Annotated in this window: 31 protein-coding genes; 19 read left to right on the top strand and 12 right to left on the bottom strand. The window is 61.5% G+C overall.

What is annotated here, in order from left to right; translation table 11 throughout:
- Positions 1 to 5 precede the first annotated feature (5 nt).
- The 3 genes from ACSQ2A_RS12685 to ACSQ2A_RS12695 all read right to left on the bottom strand — a co-directional run bounded on the left by ACSQ2A_RS12685 (position 6) and on the right by ACSQ2A_RS12695 (position 2,171).
- Positions 6 to 299, bottom strand: a complete 294-nt coding sequence (locus ACSQ2A_RS12685; protein WP_436072534.1) for a HigA family addiction module antitoxin — start codon at positions 297 to 299, stop codon at positions 6 to 8.
- A gap of 8 nt (positions 300 to 307) precedes the next feature.
- Entirely contained in the window at positions 308 to 589 is a 282-nt protein-coding gene (locus tag ACSQ2A_RS12690; RefSeq protein ID WP_436072535.1) for a type II toxin-antitoxin system RelE/ParE family toxin, read from the bottom strand.
- A 127-nt stretch (positions 590 to 716) separates the two neighbouring features.
- A complete protein-coding gene (locus tag ACSQ2A_RS12695) occupies positions 717 to 2,171 on the bottom strand; it encodes an alpha-glucosidase/alpha-galactosidase (RefSeq protein ID WP_295409356.1) in 1,455 nt (484 codons plus the stop codon).
- A gap of 90 nt (positions 2,172 to 2,261) precedes the next feature.
- Here ACSQ2A_RS12695 and ACSQ2A_RS12700 point away from each other — a divergent pair, with 90 nt between their 5' ends.
- From ACSQ2A_RS12700 to ACSQ2A_RS12745, 10 genes are all read left to right on the top strand, one after another.
- Positions 2,262 to 3,143 carry an AraC family ligand binding domain-containing protein gene (locus tag ACSQ2A_RS12700; protein ID WP_436072536.1) on the top strand — a complete coding sequence of 294 codons (882 nt, stop codon included), beginning with the start codon at positions 2,262 to 2,264 and terminating at the stop codon, positions 3,141 to 3,143.
- 163 nt (positions 3,144 to 3,306) lie between these two features.
- Positions 3,307 to 3,780, top strand: coding sequence for a molybdopterin-dependent oxidoreductase (locus ACSQ2A_RS12705; protein ID WP_295409362.1), 474 nt, complete (start codon positions 3,307 to 3,309; stop codon positions 3,778 to 3,780).
- Positions 3,781 to 3,838: 58 nt separating this feature from the next.
- Positions 3,839 to 6,133, top strand: a complete 2,295-nt coding sequence (locus ACSQ2A_RS12710) for a putative bifunctional diguanylate cyclase/phosphodiesterase (protein WP_436072537.1) — start codon at positions 3,839 to 3,841, stop codon at positions 6,131 to 6,133.
- A 90-nt stretch (positions 6,134 to 6,223) separates the two neighbouring features.
- Positions 6,224 to 6,697: a MaoC family dehydratase gene (locus ACSQ2A_RS12715; RefSeq protein ID WP_436072538.1), complete on the top strand. Its 474-nt coding sequence runs from the start codon at positions 6,224 to 6,226 to the stop codon at positions 6,695 to 6,697.
- Entirely contained in the window at positions 6,694 to 7,251 is a 558-nt protein-coding gene (locus ACSQ2A_RS12720) for a MaoC family dehydratase (protein WP_436072539.1), read from the top strand. Before ACSQ2A_RS12715 ends, ACSQ2A_RS12720 begins: the two co-directional genes overlap by 4 nt.
- 31 nt (positions 7,252 to 7,282) lie before the next feature.
- Entirely contained in the window at positions 7,283 to 7,627 is a 345-nt protein-coding gene (locus tag ACSQ2A_RS12725) for a hypothetical protein (protein WP_436072540.1), read from the top strand.
- Between the two features lie 267 nt (positions 7,628 to 7,894).
- Positions 7,895 to 8,914 carry a TerC family protein gene (locus ACSQ2A_RS12730; protein ID WP_436072541.1) on the top strand — a complete coding sequence of 340 codons (1,020 nt, stop codon included), beginning with the start codon at positions 7,895 to 7,897 and terminating at the stop codon, positions 8,912 to 8,914.
- A 338-nt stretch (positions 8,915 to 9,252) separates the two neighbouring features.
- A complete protein-coding gene (locus ACSQ2A_RS12735; RefSeq protein WP_295409379.1) occupies positions 9,253 to 9,426 on the top strand; it encodes a hypothetical protein in 174 nt (57 codons plus the stop codon).
- A gap of 162 nt (positions 9,427 to 9,588) precedes the next feature.
- On the top strand, positions 9,589 to 9,987 hold the full coding sequence (locus tag ACSQ2A_RS12740) for a VOC family protein (protein ID WP_295409382.1): 399 nt from the start codon (positions 9,589 to 9,591) through the stop codon (positions 9,985 to 9,987).
- Between the two features lie 71 nt (positions 9,988 to 10,058).
- Positions 10,059 to 10,457: a GFA family protein gene (locus ACSQ2A_RS12745; protein ID WP_295409385.1), complete on the top strand. Its 399-nt coding sequence runs from the start codon at positions 10,059 to 10,061 to the stop codon at positions 10,455 to 10,457.
- A 68-nt stretch (positions 10,458 to 10,525) separates the two neighbouring features.
- Here the strand turns inward: ACSQ2A_RS12745 and ACSQ2A_RS12750 are convergent, their stop codons facing one another.
- The 5 genes from ACSQ2A_RS12750 to petA form a co-directional block, all read right to left on the bottom strand.
- The gene (locus tag ACSQ2A_RS12750) at positions 10,526 to 11,059 is read right to left on the bottom strand and encodes an adenine phosphoribosyltransferase (RefSeq protein ID WP_295409387.1); all 534 of its coding nucleotides are present in this window, start codon (positions 11,057 to 11,059) and stop codon (positions 10,526 to 10,528) included.
- A 22-nt stretch (positions 11,060 to 11,081) separates the two neighbouring features.
- Positions 11,082 to 11,276 carry a hypothetical protein gene (locus ACSQ2A_RS12755; RefSeq protein WP_035080537.1) on the bottom strand — a complete coding sequence of 65 codons (195 nt, stop codon included), beginning with the start codon at positions 11,274 to 11,276 and terminating at the stop codon, positions 11,082 to 11,084.
- Between the two features lie 210 nt (positions 11,277 to 11,486).
- On the bottom strand, positions 11,487 to 12,341 hold the full coding sequence (locus tag ACSQ2A_RS12760; RefSeq protein ID WP_295409391.1) for a cytochrome c1: 855 nt from the start codon (positions 12,339 to 12,341) through the stop codon (positions 11,487 to 11,489).
- 14 nt (positions 12,342 to 12,355) lie between these two features.
- On the bottom strand, positions 12,356 to 13,609 hold the full coding sequence (locus ACSQ2A_RS12765) for a cytochrome b (protein WP_295409394.1): 1,254 nt from the start codon (positions 13,607 to 13,609) through the stop codon (positions 12,356 to 12,358).
- A gap of 14 nt (positions 13,610 to 13,623) precedes the next feature.
- Complete coding sequence (gene petA, locus ACSQ2A_RS12770) at positions 13,624 to 14,151, bottom strand: ubiquinol-cytochrome c reductase iron-sulfur subunit (protein ID WP_295409397.1); 528 nt, start codon at positions 14,149 to 14,151, stop codon at positions 13,624 to 13,626.
- A 227-nt stretch (positions 14,152 to 14,378) separates the two neighbouring features.
- On the opposite strand from petA, the gene ACSQ2A_RS12775 reads away from it, so the two are divergent.
- The 4 genes from ACSQ2A_RS12775 to ACSQ2A_RS12790 all read left to right on the top strand — a co-directional run bounded on the left by ACSQ2A_RS12775 (position 14,379) and on the right by ACSQ2A_RS12790 (position 17,150).
- The gene (locus ACSQ2A_RS12775) at positions 14,379 to 14,849 is read left to right on the top strand and encodes a tRNA (cytidine(34)-2'-O)-methyltransferase (protein WP_436072542.1); all 471 of its coding nucleotides are present in this window, start codon (positions 14,379 to 14,381) and stop codon (positions 14,847 to 14,849) included.
- 18 nt (positions 14,850 to 14,867) lie between these two features.
- Positions 14,868 to 15,740: an oxygen-dependent coproporphyrinogen oxidase gene (gene hemF, locus ACSQ2A_RS12780; protein ID WP_436072543.1), complete on the top strand. Its 873-nt coding sequence runs from the start codon at positions 14,868 to 14,870 to the stop codon at positions 15,738 to 15,740.
- 13 nt (positions 15,741 to 15,753) lie between these two features.
- The gene (locus ACSQ2A_RS12785) at positions 15,754 to 16,887 is read left to right on the top strand and encodes an AAA family ATPase (protein WP_436072544.1); all 1,134 of its coding nucleotides are present in this window, start codon (positions 15,754 to 15,756) and stop codon (positions 16,885 to 16,887) included.
- Between the two features lie 65 nt (positions 16,888 to 16,952).
- Complete coding sequence (locus ACSQ2A_RS12790) at positions 16,953 to 17,150, top strand: DUF1059 domain-containing protein (protein ID WP_295409405.1); 198 nt, start codon at positions 16,953 to 16,955, stop codon at positions 17,148 to 17,150.
- A 15-nt stretch (positions 17,151 to 17,165) separates the two neighbouring features.
- Here ACSQ2A_RS12790 and ACSQ2A_RS12795 read toward each other — a convergent pair whose 3' ends face one another.
- The 3 genes from ACSQ2A_RS12795 to ACSQ2A_RS12805 form a co-directional block, all read right to left on the bottom strand.
- Positions 17,166 to 18,344 carry a CCA tRNA nucleotidyltransferase gene (locus ACSQ2A_RS12795; RefSeq protein WP_436072545.1) on the bottom strand — a complete coding sequence of 393 codons (1,179 nt, stop codon included), beginning with the start codon at positions 18,342 to 18,344 and terminating at the stop codon, positions 17,166 to 17,168.
- The gene (locus ACSQ2A_RS12800) at positions 18,341 to 18,961 is read right to left on the bottom strand and encodes a CoA pyrophosphatase (protein WP_436072546.1); all 621 of its coding nucleotides are present in this window, start codon (positions 18,959 to 18,961) and stop codon (positions 18,341 to 18,343) included. Before ACSQ2A_RS12800 ends, ACSQ2A_RS12795 begins: the two co-directional genes overlap by 4 nt.
- A 78-nt stretch (positions 18,962 to 19,039) precedes the next feature.
- Complete coding sequence (locus tag ACSQ2A_RS12805; RefSeq protein WP_295409416.1) at positions 19,040 to 19,588, bottom strand: GNAT family N-acetyltransferase; 549 nt, start codon at positions 19,586 to 19,588, stop codon at positions 19,040 to 19,042.
- A gap of 364 nt (positions 19,589 to 19,952) precedes the next feature.
- Here ACSQ2A_RS12805 and ACSQ2A_RS12810 point away from each other — a divergent pair, with 364 nt between their 5' ends.
- A complete protein-coding gene (locus ACSQ2A_RS12810) occupies positions 19,953 to 20,912 on the top strand; it encodes a glutathione S-transferase family protein (protein ID WP_436072547.1) in 960 nt (319 codons plus the stop codon).
- 3 nt (positions 20,913 to 20,915) lie between these two features.
- On the opposite strand, the gene ACSQ2A_RS12815 is transcribed toward ACSQ2A_RS12810, so the two are convergent.
- On the bottom strand, positions 20,916 to 21,389 hold the full coding sequence (locus tag ACSQ2A_RS12815) for an NUDIX domain-containing protein (protein ID WP_436072548.1): 474 nt from the start codon (positions 21,387 to 21,389) through the stop codon (positions 20,916 to 20,918).
- Between the two features lie 213 nt (positions 21,390 to 21,602).
- Here ACSQ2A_RS12815 and ACSQ2A_RS12820 point away from each other — a divergent pair, with 213 nt between their 5' ends.
- From ACSQ2A_RS12820 to ACSQ2A_RS12835, 4 genes are all read left to right on the top strand, one after another.
- Complete coding sequence (locus ACSQ2A_RS12820; RefSeq protein WP_295409425.1) at positions 21,603 to 22,493, top strand: metallophosphoesterase family protein; 891 nt, start codon at positions 21,603 to 21,605, stop codon at positions 22,491 to 22,493.
- A gap of 77 nt (positions 22,494 to 22,570) precedes the next feature.
- The gene (locus tag ACSQ2A_RS12825; RefSeq protein WP_436072549.1) at positions 22,571 to 23,902 is read left to right on the top strand and encodes a hypothetical protein; all 1,332 of its coding nucleotides are present in this window, start codon (positions 22,571 to 22,573) and stop codon (positions 23,900 to 23,902) included.
- On the top strand, positions 23,892 to 25,193 hold the full coding sequence (gene murD / locus ACSQ2A_RS12830) for a UDP-N-acetylmuramoyl-L-alanine--D-glutamate ligase (protein WP_436072550.1): 1,302 nt from the start codon (positions 23,892 to 23,894) through the stop codon (positions 25,191 to 25,193). The genes ACSQ2A_RS12825 and murD overlap by 11 nt, the downstream gene beginning before the upstream one ends.
- On the top strand, positions 25,190 to 25,522 hold the full coding sequence (locus tag ACSQ2A_RS12835) for an SMR family transporter (protein ID WP_436072551.1): 333 nt from the start codon (positions 25,190 to 25,192) through the stop codon (positions 25,520 to 25,522). Before murD ends, ACSQ2A_RS12835 begins: the two co-directional genes overlap by 4 nt.

The following is a 25,522-nucleotide window of genomic DNA, read 5'->3' on the forward strand; positions in this document are numbered from 1 at the left end:
GACGATCAGGCAGCCCGCGGCGAAACCTGATCAGCAATCGCCGCGGCGGATTTGTCGCGTGCCCGCTCCAGATCATAGGTCGCCTGCATGTTCATCCAGAACTCGGCGCTGGTGCCGAAATAGCGGGCCAACCGGAGCGCCGTGTCAGGCGAAACCGCCCGCTTGCCCTGCACGATCTCGCCAATCCGCACCTGGGTGACACCCAGTGCCTTGGCAAGCGCATATTGGGTAATCGCGAGTGGCTTCATGAAGTCCTCAAGCAAGACTTCTCCCGGATGAGTCGGATCAAAATCAGCCATCTCGCACCTCAGTGATAGTCCACCAGTTCGACATCGAAGGCGTTGCCGTCCCGCCAGACAAAGCACAGCCGCCATTGATCGTTGATGCGAATGCTGTGCTGCCCCTCGCGATCTCCAGAAAGGCTTTCAAGCCTGTTGCCCGGCGGGATGCGCAAGTCGTCGAGCGTCACTGCGCCGTTCAATTGGGTCAACTTACGGTTGGCAACCTTCATGATGTCGTTCGGGACGCCCTTACGAAAGCGGCGGTCCCATGCAGATTGCGCAGCTTCGTTGCCGAACGACATGATCATAGCGCGATAGTATCGCGAGGCGAATGCTTTCGCAAGACGATACTATCCGTCCCGCTCCAAAGAAAACGGCCCCAGCTTTCGCCGGGGCCAGAGATGACGCTTGGGAAGTCGCGTCAAACAGAAAACGTCACTGATGCCCGCCGGATAGCTCGCGCAGCTCCTCGACCGAGCGAACGCGCTTGCGGGCGGCGCCTTCCCAGTCGCGGGTCTTCACCGTCGACTTTGCCACCCGCTCCTTGGCGGCCGGCACGGCGTCGGCATATTGCGGCAGCCACTCGGCTTGGGCGACAACCATTTCGTCGACCATGGCCCAGACCTCATCCGGCGTGCAAATCGCGCCCACCAGCGGGTCATGCAGCACAGCCAGTTTCAGCGTGTCGAGATTGCCGGTCACCGCCGCCTCGACCGAGAGCCGCTGCACCGAAACCGAAACCGAGCATGTCGCCGCTGCCGCGGTCGGCAGCTTGATGCCTTCGATCATGTTGATGCCGAAGCGATCGACATAGCCAGGGCTCTCGATGATGGCATCATCCGGCAGATTGGTGATGATGCCGTTGTTGCGGCGGTTGAAGTGGCCGCGATAGGGGCGTCCAGTTTCGAAGGCCTCGATGATGTAGCTGGCGTGTTCGCTGGTCCGCTTGTGTTCGGAAAGCGGCTTGTTGGCCTGTTCCTTGAACATCGGGAAATCGGTTTCGAACCAGTTGCGGCGCTCGGTCGAATAGCGCAGATACCCGCCTGTCTCGCCGTGGATCCAGTGGCTCATGTCGATCCAGCGGTTGATCTCGTCCGGACGCTTGCGATACCAGGGCAGATATTCGGACAGGTGCCCGTTGCTTTCGGTCGAATAGACGCCGAACCGCTTCAACACATCGATGCGGACCTTCTCGGTCTTTGAATAGATCGGGTGCCGCTCAAAGCCTTCGATCAGTTCCTCCTTCTCGATCTTCCGGCCCTTGGCGCGGACATCGATATACCAGGTCTGATGGTTGATGCCGGCACAGACATAGTCCAGCTCATCGTCGGTCACACCAAGCACTTCGGCGATCTGGTGCGCCCCGTGCTGCACGCCATGGCAGAGCCCAACGACATTGACCCCACCATAGAGATCCGCCGCCCAGGTGTTCATCGCCATCGGGTTGGCATAGTTGAGAAACAGCGCGCCCGGTTCCGCTACTTCGCGGATGTCCTTGCAGAAGTCGAGGATCACCGGAATGTTGCGCTGGCCATAGAGAATGCCCCCGGCGCAGATGGTGTCGCCCACGCACTGGTCGACGCCATACTTGAGCGGAATGGAAATATCAGTCGCAAAGGCCTCAAGCCCGCCGACACGCACGCAGCTCATGATGTAGCGCGCACCCGTCAGCGCCTCGCGGCGATTGGTCGTCGCAGTCACCTTGGCCGGCAGCTTGTTCACCGACACGATGGTCTCGATGATCTGGCGCACCATGTCGAGATTGTGCGGATTGATGTCCGTGAGCGCAAACTCGACATCGGCGAATTCCGGCACCTTCAGCAGGTCCGAAATGAGCGTTTTGGTGAAGCCGACAGAGCCAGCGCCGATCACCGTAACCTTGAATGACATATTCCCTCCCACGCACCGCTCAGCGGTAGCAGTCTGTTAGCAATAGGTAGCGGTTGGGCACCCATTGGTGTAGAGAAAGCTTGTGCGATCATGGGTAATTTTGTGCTCTCCCAGCTTCTCGACCACGGCCACGACATCCGCTCGCTGAACCTGCCGCGCAGCGCCGCCCCGCTCCATTGCATGGGCATCAGCGCCGGCTACGAACAGCGCCGCAACGAGGTCTATTCCTGGGATGGCATGCAGCGCGGCACGGCCCCCTTCCTTGTCATCCAGCACACCACCCTGGGCGAAGGCCGCCTTGACTATGCGGGCACGAAACACCGGCTAACCCCCGGAAAAACAATGCTTGTCACCATGCCGCATGCCCACCGCTACTGGCTCGAACGTGGCGGCGAATGGGAATATTTCTGGCTGCTTCTCAACGGCCGCGAAGCCCTCCGCCTCGCCCGCGAAATCCTCGAAAATGCCGGTCCGGTGCTCGAACCAACCGCAGCCCAGATCGACCGCCTGGCCGACGCCTGCCTCACCCTGCTGCAAATGCCCGAACCCTCGCCGGGCCTGGCTTCCACCGCCGCCTACGCGGCCATGACCAGCCTCCACGACACCATCTTCGGCAGCCGCCCTGCGCCGGAACGAAAGCTGCCACCAGGCATTGCCCGAGTGGTGTCATACATCGACGCCAACATCTCGGCCCCGCTTCCCGTCGACCGACTCGCCGGAATCGCCGAAATGAGTCGGGCCCATTTCGTCCGCAGCTTCGGCGCTGCCCTGGGGAAAGCGCCCTCCGACTACGTTGTTGAAAAACGGCTCGAAAGGGTGGAACGCCTGCTGCTGGCGACGGAAATGCCCGTCGCCGCCATCGCTGATGCAAGCGGATTCGCTGATGGAAATTACATGGCTAAAGTCTTGCGCCGACACCGCAATATGGCGCCACTCGAATTCCGTGCGGCAGGCCGGCGGGCCAGTCTCTAAGGGCCACAACGCCTCCGATCGCGCGCCTCAAGACCGCCGCATTCCCGACAAATCGATGCATAGAGGTGACGTCCTGTTAATCCTGCCACCACGATCACTTGCAACTTAACCGCTCTTAAGAGTTCAAGGCGCAGGCTGAAGGAATGTGCAAAGGAGCACGCCAATGATCTCAATGCGATTGATACCCGCCCTCGTTCTCGCCGCCTTCGCTTTCGCCATGCCCACATTCGCGCAGGATGTTCCGGCCGTGACGATCAGCAGCGCGTCTGGATCCGTCACTCTCGATCGTAACGAACTCGAAGCCATGGGCCTGGTCTCGGTCAAGACCACCACCCCCTGGAATGAAGGCGTGGTCGACTTCGAAGGCGTGCCGCTCAAGGCGCTGCTGGAAAAGGCCAATGCCACGGGCGAAACGGCCACCGTCATCGCGCTTAATGACTACAGCGTCGACGTGCCCACCGCCGATTTCGACGAGTTCGGCACCATCCTTGCCGTCAAGCGCAATGGTGACTACATGCCGGTCGACGATCAGGGGCCCTTCTTTGTGATCTATCCCTTTGATTCCAATCCAGTTCTGCAGGGTCAGCCCTATTACGGGCGCGCCGTCTGGCAGGTCAAGGAAATCACGGTCCAATAGTGGCTTGTCTGCCCCTGGGAGAGGGCAGGCTGGCAAAAGATAGGATGAAGCCGTCACCATGCGGTTCCTTCGCATAGCGCTGACCGTCGTCATCCTGGGCTTCATAGCCTCGGCGATCTATATCTCTGCGCTGGTCTTCCAGCGCCAGACCGCCCTTGAAGGCGTTGGCCTGGGCAATGTCACCTGGATGGTGGCCCAGGCCCCCAGCGAATTCGCCCGGCTCGAACAGCGCGTCAGCGCCTTTGCGGCGGGCGACCCCAACATTTCCGCCGACGAGGTGAAGCTGCGCTTCGACATCGTCGTCAATCGCCTCAAGACCTTGCGCACCAAGGACGTCGAGAATTTCGCGCTCGCGGATCCGCGCGTCGGCAAGACGCTCGACGATCTGGAAGTGGCGCTCGAGAATGCACGCCCCCTGCTGGCCGAACTCGACGTTCCCGGCACGCCGGCAAAAATCCTGGCCATTCTTGAGCCGATCTATCCCAAGCTGGCCCGGCTCTCGACCGACGCCAATGTGTGGAACGTGGCGCGGATCGAGGCCGACAGGCAGGGCCTCTTCACCCTGCAATGGGCCTTCACCTATGTTTCCATCGGCATGATCGTCTGCGGTGTGTTTCTCACCGCCCTGCTGCTGCTGCACAATGGTCTCCTGGGTCGAGCGCAGGAAGTCCTGCAGCAGAAGGAGCGGACCCTGGCCCTGCAGAATGCGCGCTTTGACGCGGCGCTTGATGCCATGTCGCTTGGCCTCTGCCTCCTCGACGCGCACAACCGCGTCATCGTCTGCAATCCCCGTTTCCTCGCCATTTTCGGCCTCAACACGGCGCGCGCAAAGCCGGGCACTGCGATCGCCGATCTGATCGACGCCGACCTGCTCGTCGACCATGAGGACGATCAGTCGGGTGACAATGCGGACTTCGCTTTGCTCAACAACCACACCCGTCACCTGCCCAATGGCATGGTGCTGGAAATCTCGCGCGAACCCACCGCGGAAGGCGGCTGGGTCTGCACGTTCGAAGACGTGACCGAGCGCCACCGCGCACAGAACCGCATCGTGCATATGGCGCACCATGACAATCTCACCGGCATGGCCAACCGCCTGCGCTTCTGGGAGAGCATCGGCCAGGCCGTACGCGGGCTCTCGACGCGCGCCCAACCCTTCGCCATCCTCTATCTTGACCTCGACCGGTTCAAGGAAGTCAACGACACGCTGGGCCACCCCGTCGGCGACGCCCTGTTGCGCCAGGTCGCCGAACGCCTGCGGGCCACGTCGTCGGCGCGCGATATGGTTGCGCGCCTCGGTGGCGACGAATTCGCCGTGCTCCACTATTGCCTCGACACGTCCGCCGACAGTTCGCAGGCGCTTGCCGAGCGCATCATCGCCAGCATCGCCCAGCCCTATCATATCGAGGACAACGAGATCGTCGTCAGCACCAGCGTCGGCATCGCCATGGCGCCGGTCGATGGCAGCGACGCCGATCAGCTGATGAAAAATGCCGACCTCGCGCTCTATAGCGCCAAGGCGGAAGGCGCCGGCACCTATCGCTTCTTCTCCCCGCAGATGGAAAAGTCGCTGCAGAACCGGCGGCACCTCGAAATGGACCTGCGCGGCGGCATCAAGCTCGGCCAGTTCGAGCTCTACTATCAGCCCCTGGTGCGCCTCGATACCGGCCGCGTCGTGTCCGGCGAAGCGCTGATGCGCTGGCGCCATCCCGAACACGGCCTGATTTCGCCGGCCCAGTTCATTCCCCTCGCCGAAGAGACCGGAGCCATCGAAGTCCTGGGCGAATGGGCGCTGCAACAGGCCTGCCAAGACGCGCTCAACTGGCCCGATCATGTGCGCGTTTCGGTCAATCTCTCGCCGGTCCAGTTCCGCGGCGCGGGCCTCGTCGACATCGTCAAGGCGGTGCTGGCGACGAGCGAACTCGACGCTCGCCGGCTCGAACTCGAAATCACCGAGTCGGTTCTCCTGCAAAACAACGCGGTCAACCTCGAGTCCCTGCACCAGCTGCGGGGATTGGGCCTCACAGTCGCGCTCGATGATTTCGGCACCGGCTATTCCTCGTTGAGTTATCTCCAGCGCTTCCCCTTCGACAAACTCAAGATCGACCAGAGCTTTGTGCGCGATCTCGCAGACCGGCCGGACAGCCTCTCCATCGTACAGTCGATCGCCACCCTCGGGCGTAACCTGCGGATGACCACTACCGCCGAAGGCGTGGAAACCCAGGCCCAGCTCGATATCATCACCCGCGCCGGCTGCACCGAAGCGCAGGGCTACTTCTTCGGCGCGCCCATGCCCGAAGCAGAATTCCGCGCCATGCTGATGCGCGAAGACCGGGTGAGCGCCGACGTCTGAACGCTATCTGGGTTGGCCGTTGCGCCTATTCCCGGTCTTGCCCTCGAACCGTCCCCGTGCGAAAACCACGTTGACGTAAAGGGAAAGACAATGACCAATCCTGTCACCCAAGATCGACGCCATTTCGAGGATCTCGTTGTGGGCGAAGTCATCAATCTCGGCCAGACGACCGTGACCAAGGAAATGATCTTCACCTTTGCCCGGGAATTCGACCCCCTGCCCTTTCACATCGACGAAGAGGCGGCCAAGAAGAGCCTGCTCGGCGGCCTGGCCTCAAGTGGCTGGCAAACGGGCGCCCTGAGCCTCCGCATGCTCGTCGACAGTTTTCTGAACAAGATCGCCTCGGCCGGTGGCCTGGGCTTTCAGGACCTGAAATGGAAAAACCCGGTCATGGCCGGCGACACTATCGGCGGCACCGTGACCATTGCCGGCCTTCGGCGCTCGGGCAGCCATCCGCAATGGGGGATCGTGACGCTCGATTTCGATATTCGCAATCAGGACGACAAGCCGGTGATGAGCATGCGGCTTTCCAATATCGTCGAGTGCCGCGGGGTCGCAGCATGACCCGTTGGTTCGAGGACATTGTCATCGACGAGGCCTTCCCCCTCGGCGACCACACCTTTTCCGAGGAAGAAATCATCCGCTTCGGAAAGCTCTACGATCCGCAATATTTCCACATCGATCCTGCGCTGGCCAAGCACAGCCACTTCGGCGGCCTCGTAGCGAGCGGCTGGCACACGGTCAGCGTCGGACATCGAAAAATGGTGGATGCGCTCGATGTGGAAGCGGACCGGCTCAAGGCCCAGGGCGACGAACCCGGCGTTTCCGGCCCCTCTCCCGGCGTCAATTCCATGGAGTTCAAGATACCGGTCCGCCCAGGCGATACGGTCACCTATGAACTGATCGTGACCGGCAAACGGCCATCCAATTCTCTTCCCGGCTGGGGCCTGCTCTTCAACCGCCTCACGGCGACCAACCAGCGTGGCGAACTGGTCTATCGCGCCGAAATCGTGGGCTTTTCCAAGCTGCGCGACTATTCCATGCCGCTCAAACTGAAAGTGTTGCTCGTGCTCACCAGAGTGCCGGTGATCGGCCCGCTTCTGCGGCGGAGCACTTGAAAGGCAGAGGGCACACCGGCACTCTCCTTTCATGCGCCGATTCGCCCTTGCTCTATTGCTGTTTCCCGCCTTGTCCGTGCCCTCCATGGCGCAACTCTATCAAGGCAACTGGTCCTGCCGGGACGCGACGACCAATCGCGTCGGCATTCTGACGATTTACGGCAATGTCTATGGCTGGGCCTCGCGCACCATGGCCGACCCCAACTCCGGCACCGGCACGGTGACGCCCTATCAGGACGGCGTCGGCTTCAACGACGGTAACCTCAAGGCCAATCTCGGCGTCCAAGCCGCCCGTATGGTGGAAGATCCCGTCAACGGCGTCGCTGTGCAGCTTGAAACGGCCGACACCATCGTCATGCTCTGCACGCCGCGCTGAGCCGGTTTTCCCATCCAAGAAGCCAAAATGGCCGTTATCACGGGGCTCGTCCCCAGTGCATCGGCGCGCGTTGGGGAACGAGCCCGCAATGACGATAGACCAGCTCTCCCACATTCCCCAGTCTCTAGCGCCCCTCCAAAAGGTAGGGGCTTGACCTTTTTCGCCGATTGCACAATTTAGAGGGGCAATGCCGGGCCCCTCTGGTCATGGGTTCTCCATGGCGATGTCGGAATTGCTCCACCTCGTTACATGGAGAAGGTCCGGCGTATGGAAACGCTTCTTGCCGCCCTTTCGGGCGATTTTCTCGGAACCCCCGTCTATTTCTGGACCGCGTTCATCGCGATCGTCATTGGTCTGCTTGTTTTCGACCTCGGCATTCTGCACAAGGATGAGCACGAGATCGAAGCCAAGGAGAGCCTGCTGCTCTATGGCTTCTACGTCCTGATTGCCCTCGCCTTCGGCGCCTGGGTCTGGTTTCAGCGCGGCGCGGAAGCCGGTCTTGAATTCTATACCGGCTACCTGATCGAACAATCGCTCGCGATGGACAACATGTTCGTCATCGCGACGATCTTCGGTTTCCTGGGCATTCCAAGGCTTTACCAGCACCGCGTGCTCTTCTGGGGCATTCTGGGCGTCATCGCCTTCCGCGCCGTCCTAATCGGCGTTGGCGCTGCGCTTGTCTACCAGTTCAACTGGATCCTCTTCTTCTTCGGCGCCTTCCTGGTGTTCACCGGCATCCGCATGTTCAAGCATGAGGATGAAGAGCCGAGCATGGAAGACAACAAGATCTTCCAGTTCCTCAACAAGCGCTTCCGCATCACCAAGCAGCTCCATGGCCGCAACTTCACGGTCAAGCAGCCCCACCCGACCACCGGCAAGCTGGTCACCTGGCTGACCCCGCTCGCCGTGGCGCTGATCATGGTCGAAATCGTCGACCTGATCTTTGCCGTCGACTCGGTGCCCGCCGTCTTCGCGGTGACGCAGGACACGTTCATCGTCTACACCTCGAACATCTTCGCTATCCTTGGCCTTCGTGCGCTCTACTTCGCGCTGGCTGCAGCGATGAACCGCTTCCGTTACCTGCAGGTCTCGCTGGCGATCATCCTTGTGCTGATCGGTATCAAGATCTTCCTCGTGCCGCTGCATATCCACATCGATACGCTGCTCTCGCTCGGCGTGACCATCGGCATCCTCGCCGGCGGCGTCTTCTACTCGCTGTGGAAGACGCGCAACGAGCCCAATATCAGCGTCGAAGAAGACCCCAAGCAGGGCCATCTCGAACCCTGATCGGGCCTGACTGAACCAAAGAGGCGACCCGGTTGACCCGGGCCGCCTCTTTTTTGTATATTTCCCTGCGCAACGCGCTTTGGAGGCCTTGTCCAGAAATGATCTGAAACCGCACCCCTGACGCTTCTGACTTGTCTTGGCACCCCCGCATCGGGGACCGGCCAGTCATGATGGCGCGCGTGGCAGCGGTCGATCTACGGACGGCCCAAATCTCTCCCTAGTCTACCTCTGCCCGGCCCCATCGGCGTCTCTGCTTTTCCGCATCCGCGCGCCCTTCGGCGCGCCCTGTTTCACTTGCTTGGCCACCGGAAAATAGCCGGGGCCAGAAGGATAGACTTATGCCGAAAAACCCATTCCAGCGTCCGCAGCCGATCACCCCTTCGCACAACGTGCCACGGCACGGACTACAGCAGCCCCAGCCCCAAAAGCTGCAGGCAAAATCCAAGGTTCCGGCCCAAAAGCCCGGCCTGCCGCCGCTCGAAAAGCTGCTGGGCAACCAACAACACCACTAAAATGGGTGAGGCCGGTGGAAAACACCGGCCTCACTTTTCCAAGCGCCAACAAGAGCTTCGTTTGCTTGAGCACAGTCGAGCGCTTCGCAAGCAAAGCAGTGCTCTAAACTTGCCGCATTTGCCCAATAGCAGAATTGTCATAATGACAAAGGAGAAGCGCAAATGGGTGTGATCCACGAGATCGTCTTCGACTGCGACAAGCCAGCCGTTCTCGCTCGTTTCTGGGCCGAACTTCTCGATGGCTATGATGTGCGACCCTATGATGCAGACGAGATTGCTCGCCTTGCAGCCCTCGGCCTGACGCCGGAAACGGATACCACCGTGATGGTCGATGGCCCCGGCCCCTCGATCTGCTTCCAGAATGTCGATGGACGGGTCTACGACAATAATCGCGTGCATCTCGACGTCGAGACCGGCAATCGCAGCAGCGAGGTCGAACGGCTCAAGGCAGCCGGCGCCACGGTGGACCGGGTTCTGCCCACCTATACGGTGATGCGCGACCCCGAGGGCAACCAGTTCTGCCTCGTCGATCCCCGCATGACGGAAATGGCAGCGGCCTGATCGCAAAGGTGCTGACACGCGTTGTCAGCGCCCGCCGCTACATAGGGACCATCCAATTCGAGGAGAGACCCATGTCGCTGATCGCAACCTGCCATTGCGGCGCCACGCGCATCACCCTGCCCTATCTGCCCACCGACATCAAAAGCTGCAACTGCACCTTCTGCCAGCGCACAGGCGCGGTCTGGGCCTATTTCGAAGAGGGCGAGCTCGAGTTCAACTCGCTCGATAGCGACAAGATCTATTCGGCCAGCGGCGGCATGAACGAGCACCACTTCTGCTCCAACTGCGGCATCCACACCTGGGGCAGCTCGCCGGATTGGGCATCGGCCTACAATGCCGACGGCACGCCCAAGGGCGAACCGGGCGTCATGCCCAGCAAGCGCAGCCTTGCCATCAACCTCAATGCTGTCGATTCGCTCGATTGGTCGCATGTGAAAATCGAGAAGATGGACGGCCGGAACAACTGGTAGGCCCAAACAAAATCCCCGCTTTCGCGGGGATCTCTCAGCGGTGATGGGCGACGCCTCTCGAGACGGGCTCAGTGCCCTTCGAAGGCCATCAGCGCGTTCACATTGACCTTTTCCGCGCGTAACTTGTCAGCGCCGCCGAGGTCCGGCAGATCGATGGCGAAGGCCGCGTGGTCGCAGACGGCACCGGTTCGGCGGATCAGGCCAACCGCAGCAATGGCTGTGCCGCCTGTGGCAATCAGGTCATCAACGATAAGTACCTTGTGCACATCGCTCAGCACGTCGGCATGGATCTCGATCGTGTCGACACCGTACTCCAGCGCATAATTCTGGCCGATTGTCGTGCCGGGCAGCTTGCCACGCTTGCGGACCGGCACGAAGCCCACGCCCAGCGCAATGGCAACGCCTGCGCCGAAGATAAAGCCACGCGCTTCGATACCGGCAACATGAGTAAAGCCCAGCCCACGGTGGGCGGCAGCGAGACGCTCGACGCTTTCCTTGAACCCTTCCGGGTGCTCGATCAGCGTGGTGATGTCACGAAAGAGAATCCCCGGCTTGGGATAGTCCGGAATCGTGCGGACGAGCGACTTCAGGTCGAGCGACATGGAAGGCCTTGTAAGACGTGGGTCAGGGAGTGCGGCGACCGACAATGTGGCGGGCGATGACGCCGGCATTGTAGGCGACATTGCGCGTGGCATTGGCAGCGGCTTCGCGGGCCTTGGGATTGTTGGCCACGGCCTGAATGCCGGCACGGACGGCCGGATGGCGGCTCATGGTCATGGCGGCGGACACGACGGTGACAGCCAGGCGAATGGCGGACAAGGCAACCTCCTCCCACAAAACCAATATAGTTCCATATTGCGTTTGAAGGCCGGAATGGCAAGGGCCTTGCGAGAGTGTGACGGGAAAAAGAAAAGGGGCCCAACGGGCCCCGATCCTAAACTTCAGTGTATGCCCTGCGAGCGTAGCTCTTCGGGCCTGACCACTTAAAATCGCCCCACTGGGGCGATTTTGCCGCAGAGCGGCCAGTGGTCAGTGTTCGATACCAGCCCAGATCTTGCGCTTGGTGCCGTACATCAGGCCGGCAAACAGCACGAGGAAGATCAACACGGCAAACCCGGTCTGCTTGCGCGAAACGAGGTGCGGCTCGGCCATCCACATCATGAAGGCAGCGACGTCGGTCGAGTACTGTTCCAGCGTTTCCGGCACAGACTGGCCATCTTCGCCTTCGGCATAGTCGACCGAACCATCCGCCAGCGGCGGCGCCATGCCGATGGCGTGGCCGGGGAAGTAGTCGTTGTAGTACTTGCCTTCAGGCAACTGGAAATCGTGCGGCGCAGTCTCCGGCACTTCTTCGTGGTAGCCGGTCAGCAGCGCGTGGATATAGTCCGTGCCGCCTTCCTGGTAACCGGTGAAGTAGTTGAAGATCCAGGTCGGGAACGGATCGGTCACGCCGCGGGCCTTGGCCAGCACCGAGAAGTCCGGGGGCAGCGAACCACCGTTGGCGTCGCGGGCTTCCACATCGTTGGCGAAGGGCGACGGCCAGCGATCGGCCGGCACGGCCGGACGGCGACCGCCATCAGCCGTGATGTCGGCCACTTCATATTCGGCCGCGAGAGCACGAACCTGCGCTTCCGAGAACTGGGGGCCACCGGGCTCCATCAGATTGCGGAAGGAGATCAGGTGGGCACTGTGGCAGCTCGAGCAGACTTCGCGGAAAACCTGGAAGCCGCGCTGGAGCTGGTTGGTGTCATAGGTGCCGAAGATGCCGCCGAACGACCAGGCCTGGCGTTCGACATGGGCACCGCCTTCGGCTGCCTGGGCGGGAGCCATGGCAAGACCGGCGACAAGCGCTGCTGCGGCGATGATGAGCTTACGAATGTTCATGTTACTCGCCCCGATCACGCGTGTGCAGTCTTGCCGAGAACGCTCTCGGAGATGCTGGTTGGCAGGGGCTTTGGCGTTTCGATACGCGACAGCACCGGCAGGATCACGAGGAAGTACAGGAAGTAGTAGCCCGTGCAGACCTTGGCGAGAACGGTATAGATACCCTCTGCCGGCTGCGCGCCCAGATACATCAGGCCAACGAAGTTGATGGCAAAGAGCGCGAAGAACCACTTGAACATCGGGCGGAACACACCCGAACGGACCTTGGACGTATCGAGCCACGGCACGATCAGCAGCATGAGCATCGCGCCGCCCATGGCGATCACGCCGCCGAGCTTGGAGTCGATGAACAGCACGTTGAAGTCGATGGCGCGTAGGATCGTATAGAACGGCAGCAGGTACCATTCGGGAACGATGTGGGCCGGCGTCACCTGGGCATTCGCCATGATGTAGTTGTCGGGGTGACCCAGAATATCAGGTGCGAAGAACACGAACCAGGCGAACGGGATCATGAACAGCACCATGCCGTAGAGATCCTTCATCGTGTAGTACGGATGGAAGGGCACGGTATCACGGCTGTCCTTCACCTCGACGCCGACCGGGTTGTTATTGCCCGGAACGTGCAGCGCCCAGATGTGCAGCGCAACGACGGCAGCGATGATGAACGGCAGCAGGTAGTGCAGCGAGAAGAAGCGGTTCAGCGTCGGATTGCCCACGGCAAAGCCGCCGAGCACGAGCTGCTTGATGTTTTCGCCGACCACGGGAATGGCCGTGAAGATGTTCGAGATAACCGTCGCACCCCAGAAGCTCATCTGGCCCCAGGGCAGGATGTAGCCCATGAACGCAGTGGCAGTGGTGAGCAGGAAGATCACGACGCCGAGGATCCAGAGGATTTCGCGCGGCGCCTTGTACGAACCGTAGAAGAGGCCACGGAACATGTGGATATAGAGCGCGATGAAGAACATCGAGGCGCCCACGGCGTGGGTTGCCTGGATGATACGGCCGCCATTGACGTCACGGCGGATGTGCTCGACCGAGTCGAAAGCCATCGCCACGTTGGGCGTGTAGTGCATCGCAAGGATGATGCCGGTGACGATCTGAACGCCAAGGCACATCACGAGAATGGCGCCGAAAGTCCACCAGTAGTTGAGGTTCTTCGGCGTGGGGAAGTCCATGAGATGTTCTTTGGCGAAACGCACCACCGGCAGGCGGTCGTCCAGCCACTTCTCAACGGCATTTCCCGGAACGTAAGTCGAATGTTCTGACATCGGAAAAGCCCCCACTAACCGATCTGGACCAGCGTATCGCTGAGGAATTCATACGGCGGCACAACCAGATTCTTCGGTGCGGGGCCGCGGCGGATACGACCAGCCGAGTCATAGTGCGAACCGTGGCACGGGCAGAACCAGCCATCGAAATCGCCGGCTTCGCCAACAGGGATACAACCCAGATGGGTGCAGTTGGCGATCATGATCAGCCACTGTTCGTGGCCGGGCTTGGTGCGTGCCTCGTCGGTTTCCGGATCCTTGAGGTCGGAGAGCGGGACAGCTTGGGCTTCCGTGATCTCGGCCGCCGTACGGTGACGGACAAAGACCGGCAGGCCGCGCCACATGATGGTCACCGACTGCCCTTCGGCAATCGGGCCCACATCATATTGAATGCTGGCGAGCGCCAGCGTGGACGCGTCCGGATTGAGCTGATTGATCAGCGGCCATACCACCGCGGCGGCACCAACAGCGCCGACGGCGCCAGTGGCGACGAAGAGAAAATCCCGCCGGTTGGTGGATGAGTGTTCTGCTTGCGTGGACAAGTCCGTTTCCCCGTACGATGCACTAAATGACGGAACCGGCTCCAGCCCTCGACACCATAAGCAGAATCGACAAGCCAGCCGCCCTCAAGCGGTCCGTCAGTTGGGGTTCTTTTTGCACTGTCGGACGGGCTTGTCCAGTGCGCGACGGGTGACAGTTTGCTCAAGCGCAACTATATCCTAACGCCGACCCTCTCGGATGGACCGGGCACGACCCGGGGACAACGCCCTTGTCGCTCGATCTCGCCCTCTATCAGCCTGACATTGCCAACAATACCGGCACGCTTGTGCGTCTGGGCGCCTGCCTTGGGCTTGCCGTCCATATCATCCACCCCTCCGGCTTTCCCATTACGCCACAAAACCTGGCACGTAGCGGACTCGACTATGTGGAGCACGCGGTGATCCAGCAGCACGACAGTTTTGAGGCCTTTGAGGCGTGGCGGGCCCGGCAAGGCCGTCGCCTGGTGCTGCTCACCACAAAGTCCAGCCAATCGGCCTATGACACGCGTTTCGTTTCCGGAGACATTCTCATGCTCGGCCGCGAAAGCGCCGGCGTTCCTGATTCTGTTGCCGAGCGCAGCGACCTGCGCATCCGCATCCCCATGCGCCCCGGTTTGCGCTCGATCAATGTCGCGCTCGCCGGCAGCATGATAGTTGGCGAGGCCATGAGACAGATTGGCCGCTTTACAGAGCTTTCCTGAAGGTCCATTTCCCCCGCTATGACCCTCCCTGCCGATATCGACATCAAGAAGATCACCGCCGCCGCCTGGTTCCGCGCCCTGCGCGACCGGATCTGCGCCGGCCTCGAAGCCATCGAAGCCGAAGTCACCGGCCCCAATGCCCACATGCCTGCCGGCAAGTTCGAGCGCACCCCCTGGGATCGCGCCGCGGGCGGCGGGGGCGAAATGTCCATGCTTCATGGTCGCGTCTTCGAAAAGGCCGGCGTCCACATCTCTTCCGTCCATGGCAACTTCTCCGAGGATTTTGCCAAGCAGATGCCGGGCACAGAAGCCGGCACGGCCTTCTGGAGCTCGGGCATCTCGCTGATCATCCACCCCTGGAACCCCCACGTTCCGGCGGTGCACATGAACACGCGCATGATCGTCACCGGAAAGCAGTGGTGGGGCGGCGGCGCCGACCTGACGCCCGTGCTCGACCGCAAGCGCACCCAGGACGATCCCGACACGATCGAATTCCACGCCGCCATGCGCGAGGCCTGCGAGGGCCGCCCCGGCGTCGACTACGACCGTTTCAAAGCCTGGTGCGACGAATACTTCTTCCTGCCCCACCGCAACGAACCGCGCGGCATTGGCGGGATTTTCTATGATCACTTCAATTCCGGCGACTGGGACGCCGACTTCGCCTTCACCAAGGCCGTCGGCGAGGCGTTCAACACCATCTATCCCAAGCTGGTCCGCCGCCACTTCGAAACGAACTGGACTGAAGCGGAACGCGACGAGCAATTGGTGCGCCGCGGCCGCTACGTCGAGTTCAACCTGCTCTACGATCGGGGCACGACCTTCGGCCTCAAGACCGGCGGCAACGTCAATTCGATTCTCTCCTCCATGCCGCCCGCGGTGAAGTGGCCCTGAACCAAGGCTAGCGATGAGCCTGACCGACCTCCACATCGAATTCTATCGCTCGGTCCGCAATCTGCGCCTGCCGGTGCGACGGCTGACCGTGCTGGTGGGCGCCAATGGTGTCGGCAAGACCAATATCTATCGCGGTCTGGAACTGGTGCGGGCAGCGGCGACCGGCGACCTCGCCATGTCTATCGCGCGCGAAGGGGGATTGGCCTCGGTCCTCTGGGCCGGTCATCGCCGCGTCACCGAGGGACCGCGGCTATGCCTCGAAGTTGGCCTCGACATGGATGGGCCGGAGAAAAATGCCGCCTTCTTGCCACGCTATCGCGTCGAGATCGGCTTTGGCGATGCCAAATACCAGGCCGTCTTTGCAGAAGAACCACAGATCAAGCTCGAGAGCCTCATACTTCCCGGACGTCGCGCCGTGACGCTGCTGGAGCGCAAGGGGCCGGCCGGCTGGTATCGCGACGATAGCGGCGCGCGCCGCCAGTTCGAAGACCCCTTGCTTGCCAGTGAAACTGCCCTGTCCGCGGTCCGTGGCACGGTGCCCGAACTCGATGCCGTCCGGCATCTCCTCGCCAATTGGCGCTTCTATCACGGCTTCCGCACCGATCAGGATGCACCGCTGCGTCGCCCTGCTCTTGCCGTAACGGCGCCATTGCTCGATGCCGACGGCGGCAATCTCGCGGCGGTCTTTGCGACGCTGACGCATATCCGCGGCGATACGCTCGAACTGGACGCCGCCATCGACGCAGCCTTTCCCGGCGCCAAACTGGTCGTGCCACCGCCGGGCAAGACGGCCGAATTCTCGCTGGTCTTTCCCGATCTGCCCAACCGCCCCTTCGGCGCGGGCGAGCTCAGCGACGGCACGCTGCAATTTCTGGCCCTGCTGGGCGCCCTGCTCTCTTACCGCCTGCCACCGCTCATCGCTCTCAACGAGCCCGAAGCGAGCCTCCACCCCGACCTATTGCCCGCGCTGGCCCGCGCCATCGCCAAGGCGGCGGAACGGACGCAGGTTTGGGTGGTGACGCATTCGCAAATTCTCGCCGATGCCATTGCCGATCAGACCGGCATCGTGCCGCGAACCGCGATCCGCAAAGACGGTGGCACCTCCATCCTGGGGCTTTCAGAGCTGGGCATATTTGCCGACGAATAATGGAACCCTTGGTTCAACCGCTTCGTTCCCTCCCTTACCCTTGAGATTCAAAGGAGGAAAACGCAATGAAACGCTTTGATTCCGGTACGCTCATCCCCGGATCGACCTGGAAGGCCGAAGCCGAAAGCGAGGCGGAAGTGGTGCGTCGTGCCGTGGAAAACCTCAAGAATTTCCATGGTGAGACCGAGGTTCGCCCGGAAATGGTTGAGCGGATCAAGGAACGCATCGTGGACGTAGATGCCAAGGGCACTACGAAGCACTGACTTCCACGCGCCGAGCTATCGGACGTCCAAGGTTTCCAACAGCTCATCCCGCGTCAGCGAAAAGGCGCTTTGAACCCAAAGCGTCTCCAGCCGGGCCAGAGTCGCTCCTACTTCTGGCCCGGGTTCAACGCCGTTTGCCACAATATCCTTGCCCGAAACCGGAAAATCCGGATTGGGCAGGCGCGCTATTTCACGCGCTGCTTCCATGAGGCGGTCCCGCGGCCAATTGTGCTGGGCCGCAGCCACCGCCAATCCCTCAATTGCCTCGTCCCTGTAGCGATAAACCCCTAGCGCTACCTGATCCTCGGACATCAGCTGGGCGGCCGAAGAAACGCGCCGCGCGGCTTCAACTGATGCATTCGAGAGTCGCCAGCGTTCCTGCTGCGCGTCGATATCGCTGCCCGCCAGTAGCGCCAGCCGCGCCGCGGGATTGTGGCCGCCAAGCACCTCGTACCGCAACACGGCCGACAACTCGCTGCGGGACAACGACAAAAGCCCGATCTCGTTCATGACCGCAATGGTCAGCGCAATCTTGGGCAGGGCCAGCATGCGCAGCATTTCCGAGCCAACACGCTCGGCCGACAGATGATCGAGTTTTCCCACCGCCAGCTGGCAAGCCGACAGCCCGTCGGCATCGAGCTTCTCGCCGCCATGGCTCGCCGAAAAACGGAAGAACCGGTAGACGCGCAAACCGTCCTCGGCGATGCGCTCGGCCGCTTCGCCGATAAAGCGCACACGCGTAGCGAGAGCGTCGCCCGCCCCTTTGAGCGGGTCTAAAAGCTTGCCATCAAAACCGCAATAGATGGCGTTCAGGGTAAAATCCCGCCGCTTGGCGTCCTCGGTCCAATCGGTCCCGAACTGCACCTGCGCGTGTCGCCCATCGGTCTCGACATCGCGCCGCAGCGTCGTGACTTCGACCGTCGTGTCGTTGAGCTTCAGCGTTACCGTCCCATGGTCGATACCTGTAGGATAGGTCGAAATGCCCGCGGCCTTGGCGCGCTGCATCACCATGACGGGTAAAAGCTCGGTAGCCATGTCGATATCAGCTTCGGGGCGCAGTCGCCCCATCAGGGTATCGCGCACGATTCCCCCGACAGCGCGCGTCTTGCCCTCCTGCCCATCGAGCGCGGCAAAAATCGCCTGCACATCGGGACGGGCAAGCCATTCGGTCTGCGGCAGGTGGTCGGGGATCATGCTTCACCCAAAATGAGATCGCGGAATTTTCGGGTGAGATTGGCAGTAATGCCCCAGATCACGTGGCCATCGTGGTCGATTTGCCAGGTAGAATGCTCTCGCCCCCCCCGCTTGATCCGAAACCGGCCATAGCTGGCGGAATCGAGAATACGCTTGAGCGGCACTTCAAAAACCGAATGAACCTCGCCCGGATTTGGCACGAAAGGACCGCTCGGCATCACTTCGGCAATGACTGGCGTGATCAGATAATTGCTGCCGGTAAAATAGGGCTCCATATAGCCCAGAATATTGGCCTCTGCCGGCTCGAGCCCAACTTCCTCATTGGCCTCGCGCAGAGCCGCAACGCCCGCATGCGCATCCGCCGCATCGATCTTGCCGCCCGGAAAAGCCACCTGGCCGGAATGCGAACGCAGATCAGGCGAGCGCTCGGTATAAAGAACAGTATGGCCCTCTGGCCGGCGCACAAGGCCGATCAGTACCGCGGCAGGTGTCGGCGGCCGCGAAAAAGGTTCGAGCGGCGCCCAGTCGGGCACAAGCTCACTGGCGCCGGGAAGCGACGGTGGGGAAACCAGCAAGCGGCCAGAAAGCAGCTCGGCAATCGGCGTATCGAAGGGCAAGGGAGCGTCCGGATGATTCAGCATCTCGGGCAGGAGTTTATGCGAGCCCCTGCCCCGATGCACCCGTTTTGATCGCCCTCAGACGCCGGCTTCAAACGCGGCGATCGAACCCGTCAGCGTCTTGGCCAGTTCCGGATCATCGGCCAGCAGCAGCACGCGGCTCGTATCCACCGGTCCCGGGAACTGGATATTGCCCGGGGTCGTCGGCACCCAACCAAGCGGGCAATAGTAGTCCTGATCGCCGACGAGCAGCACGAAATGGCCTTCGCCTCGCGCCAGAGCCCGCTTGCTCACTTCCCGGGCCAGCAGCTTGCCGGCGCCGCGCTTGCGGAAATTCGGATGCGTTGCCAACGGCCCCAGGAGATAGCCCTTCATGCCGCCAACGCTGATCGGGGTCATCCAGACCGAGCCGGACGGCGTACCGTCGACTTCCGAGATCAGGCTCAGGCTTGGATCGATCGGGAACCGCTCGCGCACCCGGAACGCCGTGCGCGCAAACCGGCCCGGACCAAAGGCAATCGCCTGCAGGTCTTCGACAAATGCATCATCAGCAGGGGTAGCAGGCCGAACGACAGGCTGGCCAGAGACAGGGGTAGCGTCGGCCTCGGCCGCAACGAGCGTGGTCATGGGTCTATCCAGGGAAGATTTACGTGCAAATGGGCATGCGGCCACCCCTTGGGCACCGCGCGAGAACGACCAACTAGGGTCGTCGGAACATCTGCAAAACCTTCACCATCCTGGACGCCTCCACGTCTAAATCCGCATTAGCACCAGCATTGTCGCCCGTAAATGGGAATATCGGCATCATGGCTGAAATTCCTGTTTCGAATGGATCGGTGTATCCCAATTGCACAACGCATTGTTGCGCCTGACGTGCCTTATCGGTTCTGATCGCGACAACTAAGTTTGCCGACAACAGAAACGGCGCAGCACGGCCTGGACGCAAGTGAGCGGACAATGCCGACAGCAAGATGACGAAAAAGGACCAAAGATGGGACAATTGATCGACGGCAAATGGTCGGACAAGTGGTACGACACCAGCAAGACCGGCGGTAAATTCGTCCGGTCCACCTCCGGCTTCCGCAACTGGGTAACCACCGACGGCAGCCCCGGCCCAACCGGCGAAGGCGGCTACGCAGCCGAGGCCGGTCGCTACCATCTCTATGTATCACTCGCCTGTCCCTGGGCCCACCGCACCCTGATCTTCCGCAAGCTCAAGGAACTCGAGGGCCTGATCTCGGTCTCCATCGTCTCGCCCAAAATGCCCGACGAAACCGGCTGGAGTTTCAAGACCGACGAAGGCTCGACTGGCGACACCCTCCTCGGCAAGGATTTTCTGCACCAGGTCTATACGGCGGCCAAGCCCGACTATACCGGTCGCGTGACCGTGCCCGTGCTCTGGGACAAGAAGACCAACACCATCGTGTCCAATGAAAGTGCGGAAATCATCCGCATGTTCAACACCGCCTTCAACGAGCTGACCGGCAACACGGACGACTACTATCCCGAGGCACTGCGCGAGACGATCGATACGATCAATGCGCGTGTCTATGACGACATCAACAACGGCGTCTACAAGGCCGGCTTTGCCACCACCCAGGCCGCTTACGAGGAAGCCGCCAACAAGCTCTTCGACGCGCTCGATTGGACCGAAGGCCTACTAAGCGAAAGCGCCTATCTGACCGGCGACAGCATCACCGAAGCCGACTGGCGCCTGTTCACCACGCTGGTGCGCTTCGACGCCGTCTATTTCGGCCACTTCAAGTGCAACCGTCGCCGTATCGCCGACTATCCGAACCTGTCGCACTACCTGAAGGCGCTCTACGAGGTTCCCGGCGTTAAGGAAACGGTCGATATCGGCCACATCCAGACGCACTACTACTGGAGCCACATCACCATCAATCCGCACCGCATCGTGCCGATTGGTCCGGAACTCTCGTTCCTGGACTAAGGCTCAGTACCCCCAGACGTCCCGCTTGGGCGCACCGTCGAACACTTCGTCGATGCGCTGGGACGTCGCCGGGGTCACGCCCTCCGGCAGCTTGGTGATCTCGAACCAGCCGCCTTCGGAAATCTCGTGGTCCTTCTTGCGCACGAAGACGAATTCGTGCGACCGCGCCACATAGAAGAGCACGTGGTCGCGGTTCGTGACCGAGCTCGAATTGTGATAGACGCCAAAGAGCTCCATCGGGCCGGTCACGCGGTGCCCGGTTTCCTCCAGCGTTTCGCGCGCAGCGGAAGCCTCTGCCGTTTCGCCCGGCTCGATCCCGCCACCGGGAAATTGCCAGCCCGGAATGAGCGTATGGCGGATCAGATAGACCTTGTTGCCATCGACCAGCATGACGCGCGTACCGATGGTCATGTGGCGTATGATCCCGATAATGGTGAGAAACACCTTGGCGCGCACGCGCTGGAATCGGTTCATCATGACTGGCTTCTCCGTCGAACTTGCCGCAGGGGTAGCGTTTCCTGCGCAAAAGTCGATAGCGCTTTTCGCGCTTTTCCAATGCAGCCAAGCGCGCATTCATGCGTTTGACGCCCACCTCTTCCGGGCCGGTCACCAGATTTTGCCCGGAAAATCCGTCTATCGCGGTCGATTGACCGTTTCCCTGCGCGGCACCTTCTGGCAAAACCCCTCCCGATGACAACGCTTGCGCACATATCGGACATTCACCTCTCACCCATGCCGGAGGTGTCTTTAGGCGATCTCGTCGGCAAGCGTCTGACCGGCTATCTCAACTGGAAGCTCAAGCGCCACGGCGAACTCAACTCCGAAACGCTGACCCGCCTCGTCGCTCACATGCAGGACCAGAAGGCGGACTTCACGGCCGTCACCGGCGACCTCACCAACCTCGCGCTGCCAACCGAAATACGCCGAGCCGGAAAGTGGTTACAGGACCTGGGCGACAGCGAGCGCACGGCCGTCTGCCCCGGCAATCACGATGCCTATGTGCCCGGCGCGCTCGAAATGGCGCGCGACATGTGGGGCGACTATCTCAAGGGCGAGACGCTTGAAGGCGCCCCTTTCCCCTTCGTGCGCCGTATTGGCGACGTCGCGATCATTTCCTGTTCCAGCGCCGTGCCCACCGCACCCTTCTTCGCCATCGGGCGCTTTGAAGAAAAGCAGGCAGCACGGCTCGACCGCATTCTGAAGCTCCTGGGCGACGCCGGCTATTTCCGCGTGGTGCTGATCCACCATCCGCCCAATGCCGAGTTGCAGCACCCCTCCTTCGGCCTCAAGGGCCACCGCATCTTCCGCCAGGTCATCGCCAATCGCGGCGCCGAAATGATCCTGCACGGCCACACGCACCGCTCCTCGTTGCACCACATTCCGGGGCTGGACCACGAGGTCCCGGTGATCGGCGTCGCCGCCGCTAGCGCTGCACAGGGCGGGACGCTGGACGATCCGGCCCGCTACAACCTCTTCCGCATCGAAAAGAACGGCAACGGCTGGTCCTGCACCATGCGCGAATACGGTTTTCAGCGCATCGGCAGCGAAATCGTCATGCGCATGCAGATGCGGATCTATTGAGCGCGCGCGGCTTTCGCCCCACTCCCGCCATCGCCGCAAATCACCTATATGGTAGTGCAAAGCCGCGTGAGTTGCCCGTGACCGAATCCTTTGAAATCCTGCCCCCCAGTTTTGACCCGGCAAGCGGCGAGGCCCGCTTTCCGTATCGCCTGGGAGCGCTGAACTTTACCGAAGTGCTGGGCCTGCCGAAGGGCGCCAAGGCGGCGCTGGCAGAGGGCCCCGCTTTCCGAAAGCTGCTCGACTTGACCGCCTTCGTGCTGGGCGTGAGCTACTTCAAGCTCCGCGCGCCTTTCGACATCGTAGCACCAGACCTGGCTCTCACCGCCGCCGAAAAGGCCTTCGTCATCGACGTCTACGAAAACGGCCTCGGCGAATTCTACGCGCGCAACAACCTGGCGCGTTTCGGCCGACTGAACCTTTCGACCGCCGACGACCCGCTGGAACGCAAGCCCGCACCTGACCTCCCCGAGCGCACGCTGCTGCCGATCGGTGGCGGCAAGGATTCGCTCGTCAGCGTTGAACTTCTGAGCCATGTCGGTGTCGATTTCACACCCTTCGCCGTCAATCCCAAAGGCCCGATCCTGACCTCGGTGGACGCGATCGGCCGTGCCCCAGTCTATGTAACGCGGACCCTCGACGCCGAAATGATCCGCCTCGGCAAGGAGCCGGGCTACTACAATGGCCACGTGCCCTCCACCGCGATCAATTCCATGATCGCCTCGCTCTGCGCCCTGCTCTTCGGTTACGACCAGATCGTGCTCAGCAATGAGCGCTCGGCCAGCGAGGGGAATGTCGTGTTCGATGGGCGCGAGACCAATCACCAATATTCGAAGTCGCTGGGCTTCGAACTGCTGATCGCCGACACTCTCGGCAATGCCACCGGCGGCGCGCTGAAATACTTCTCACTTCTGCGTCCCTATTCCGAAGCGCGCATTGCCTCGCTTTTCAACCAGGGCACGCGCTTTGATGCAGTATTCTCAAGCTGCAACCGCAATTTCCGCCTGATCGGCAATGACGGCCCCCTGTGGTGCGGCGAATGCCCAAAGTGCCACTTTGTCTTCCTGATCTTCGCGCCCTTCATGGCCAAGGAACGCCTCTTGAAAATCTTCGGCCGCAATCTGCTCGAAGTGCCGGAATATGAAGGCTCGTTCCGCGAACTTGCAGGCCTTGCCGGACAGAAGCCCTGGGAATGCGTGGGGGAAATCCTCGAAGCCGCCGCCTGCTTTTACACGCTCACCCGCCATGCCGACTGGCACCAGGACGCCGTCGTACGCGCCGTAAAGGCAGATCTTTTCGCTCAATATGGCGAGGAGCGGCTGCAACTGGCCATGGCCGAATGCCTCACCGACAGCCACGACCACCATATCCCCCCGGCGCTCGCCGCGAAGGTGGCCGCCTATGCGGTTTGACGAACCCGTCCTGCTCTACGGCGCCGGGCGCGAAGCCAATTCGACCCGGCAATTCCTAAAGCGCATCCAGCCCGATCTGCAGGTCTTCGTGACCGTGGACTCCGGCGCCGCCGATGTGCCGGAGACGGAAACCATCGCCGCCGCAAATCTGCCCGCCGCCATCGCCGCACGGCGCTTCGGCACCATCGTGAAAAGCCCGGGCGTGTCGCGCTACAAACCGATTTTTGCCACGGCTGCCGGTGCCGGAATTGCAGTGACGTCGAACCTCAACCTCTGGGGCGCCGCCTATCGTGGGGACCGCACCGTCATTGCCATTTCGGGCACCAAGGGCAAATCGACCACGGCGACGCTCGTCCACCTCATGCTGGCGCGTTCGGGGCTGGATGCAGGCCTTGCCGGCAATGTCGGCCTCGCCCCGCTCGAAATCGCCGACAAGCACGCCATCGTCGTGTTTGAGCTGTCGAGTTACCAGACCGCCGATATGGGTTTCATTCCTGACATCGCGGCGATCACCAATCTCTATCCCGAGCACGTCGACTGGCACGGCTCAGTCGAGCGCTATTACGACGACAAACTGAACCTGGTTGACCGGGACGGCAGCTTCGCCGTCGCGCTGGGCCACGCCGCTGCAAGCAATGCGCGCGTCGCCAAGGCCGTGCGCGACCATCGCCGGCTGGTGAAGCCACTCTCAGAAGAACAGGCCATCGCTCTCGAGGGCGCCGTATCGCGCTCGCGGCTCAAGGGCGCGCACAATCTCGACAATGCCATTCTCGCAGCAGAAATCGCCCTGGCGGCCGGCGCGACCATGGACGGCATTCTTGCCGGCATTGCCGCCTTCCGGCCCCTGCCCCATCGCCTCGAAGAGCACCGCATTGGCTCGGTGACCGTTGTCAACGATTCCATCTCCACGACACCTGAAGCCACCAAGGCCGCGCTGGCCGCCTATCCCGGCCGACGCATCGCACTGATCGCCGGCGGCCACGAGCGGGAGCAGGACTATGCCGAGCTCGCCACTCTCCTGGCGCCACGTGGTGTGACTACGCTAGTGACCCTGCCCGTAACCGGACAACGCCTCGCCACAGCCACCCGCGAAGCAGCCCCAGATATCGACGTGACCGAAGTGCCAGACCTCGAAACGGCCGTGGCCACTCTCGAAGAAAAGCGCGAAAAATTCGACACGATCATCCTGTCGCCCGGCGCGCCTTCCTACAACCAGTTCAAGAATTTCGAAGAACGCGGCCTGCGCTTCGTCGAGCTTTGTCGGACCCATTTTTTGGACGCACAATCATGAACGGCGCCCTGTATCTCGGCATCGCCATTGTCGGCGAGGTGATCGCCACCTCATTCCTGCGCGCCTCGGCTGGCTTTACCCAGCTTGTGCCCTCCGTCGTCGTGGTCGTGGGCTATTGCGTGACCTTCTACTTCTTTTCGCTGGCTCTGCAGACCATTCCAGTCGGCATCGGCTACGCCATTTGGTCAGGCGTTGGGATCATCCTCGTCTCAATCATCGCCTTTTTCGCCTATGGGCAGACGCTGGACCTGCCGGCCCTGATCGGCATCGGTCTCATTCTCGCCGGTGTGTTGGTCATCAATCTTTTCAGCCAGTCGAGCGCTCACTGA

Origin of the sequence: Devosia sp. LjRoot3 (genome assembly GCF_964252865.1) — a bacterium.
Lineage (GTDB): Bacteria > Pseudomonadota > Alphaproteobacteria > Rhizobiales > Devosiaceae > Devosia.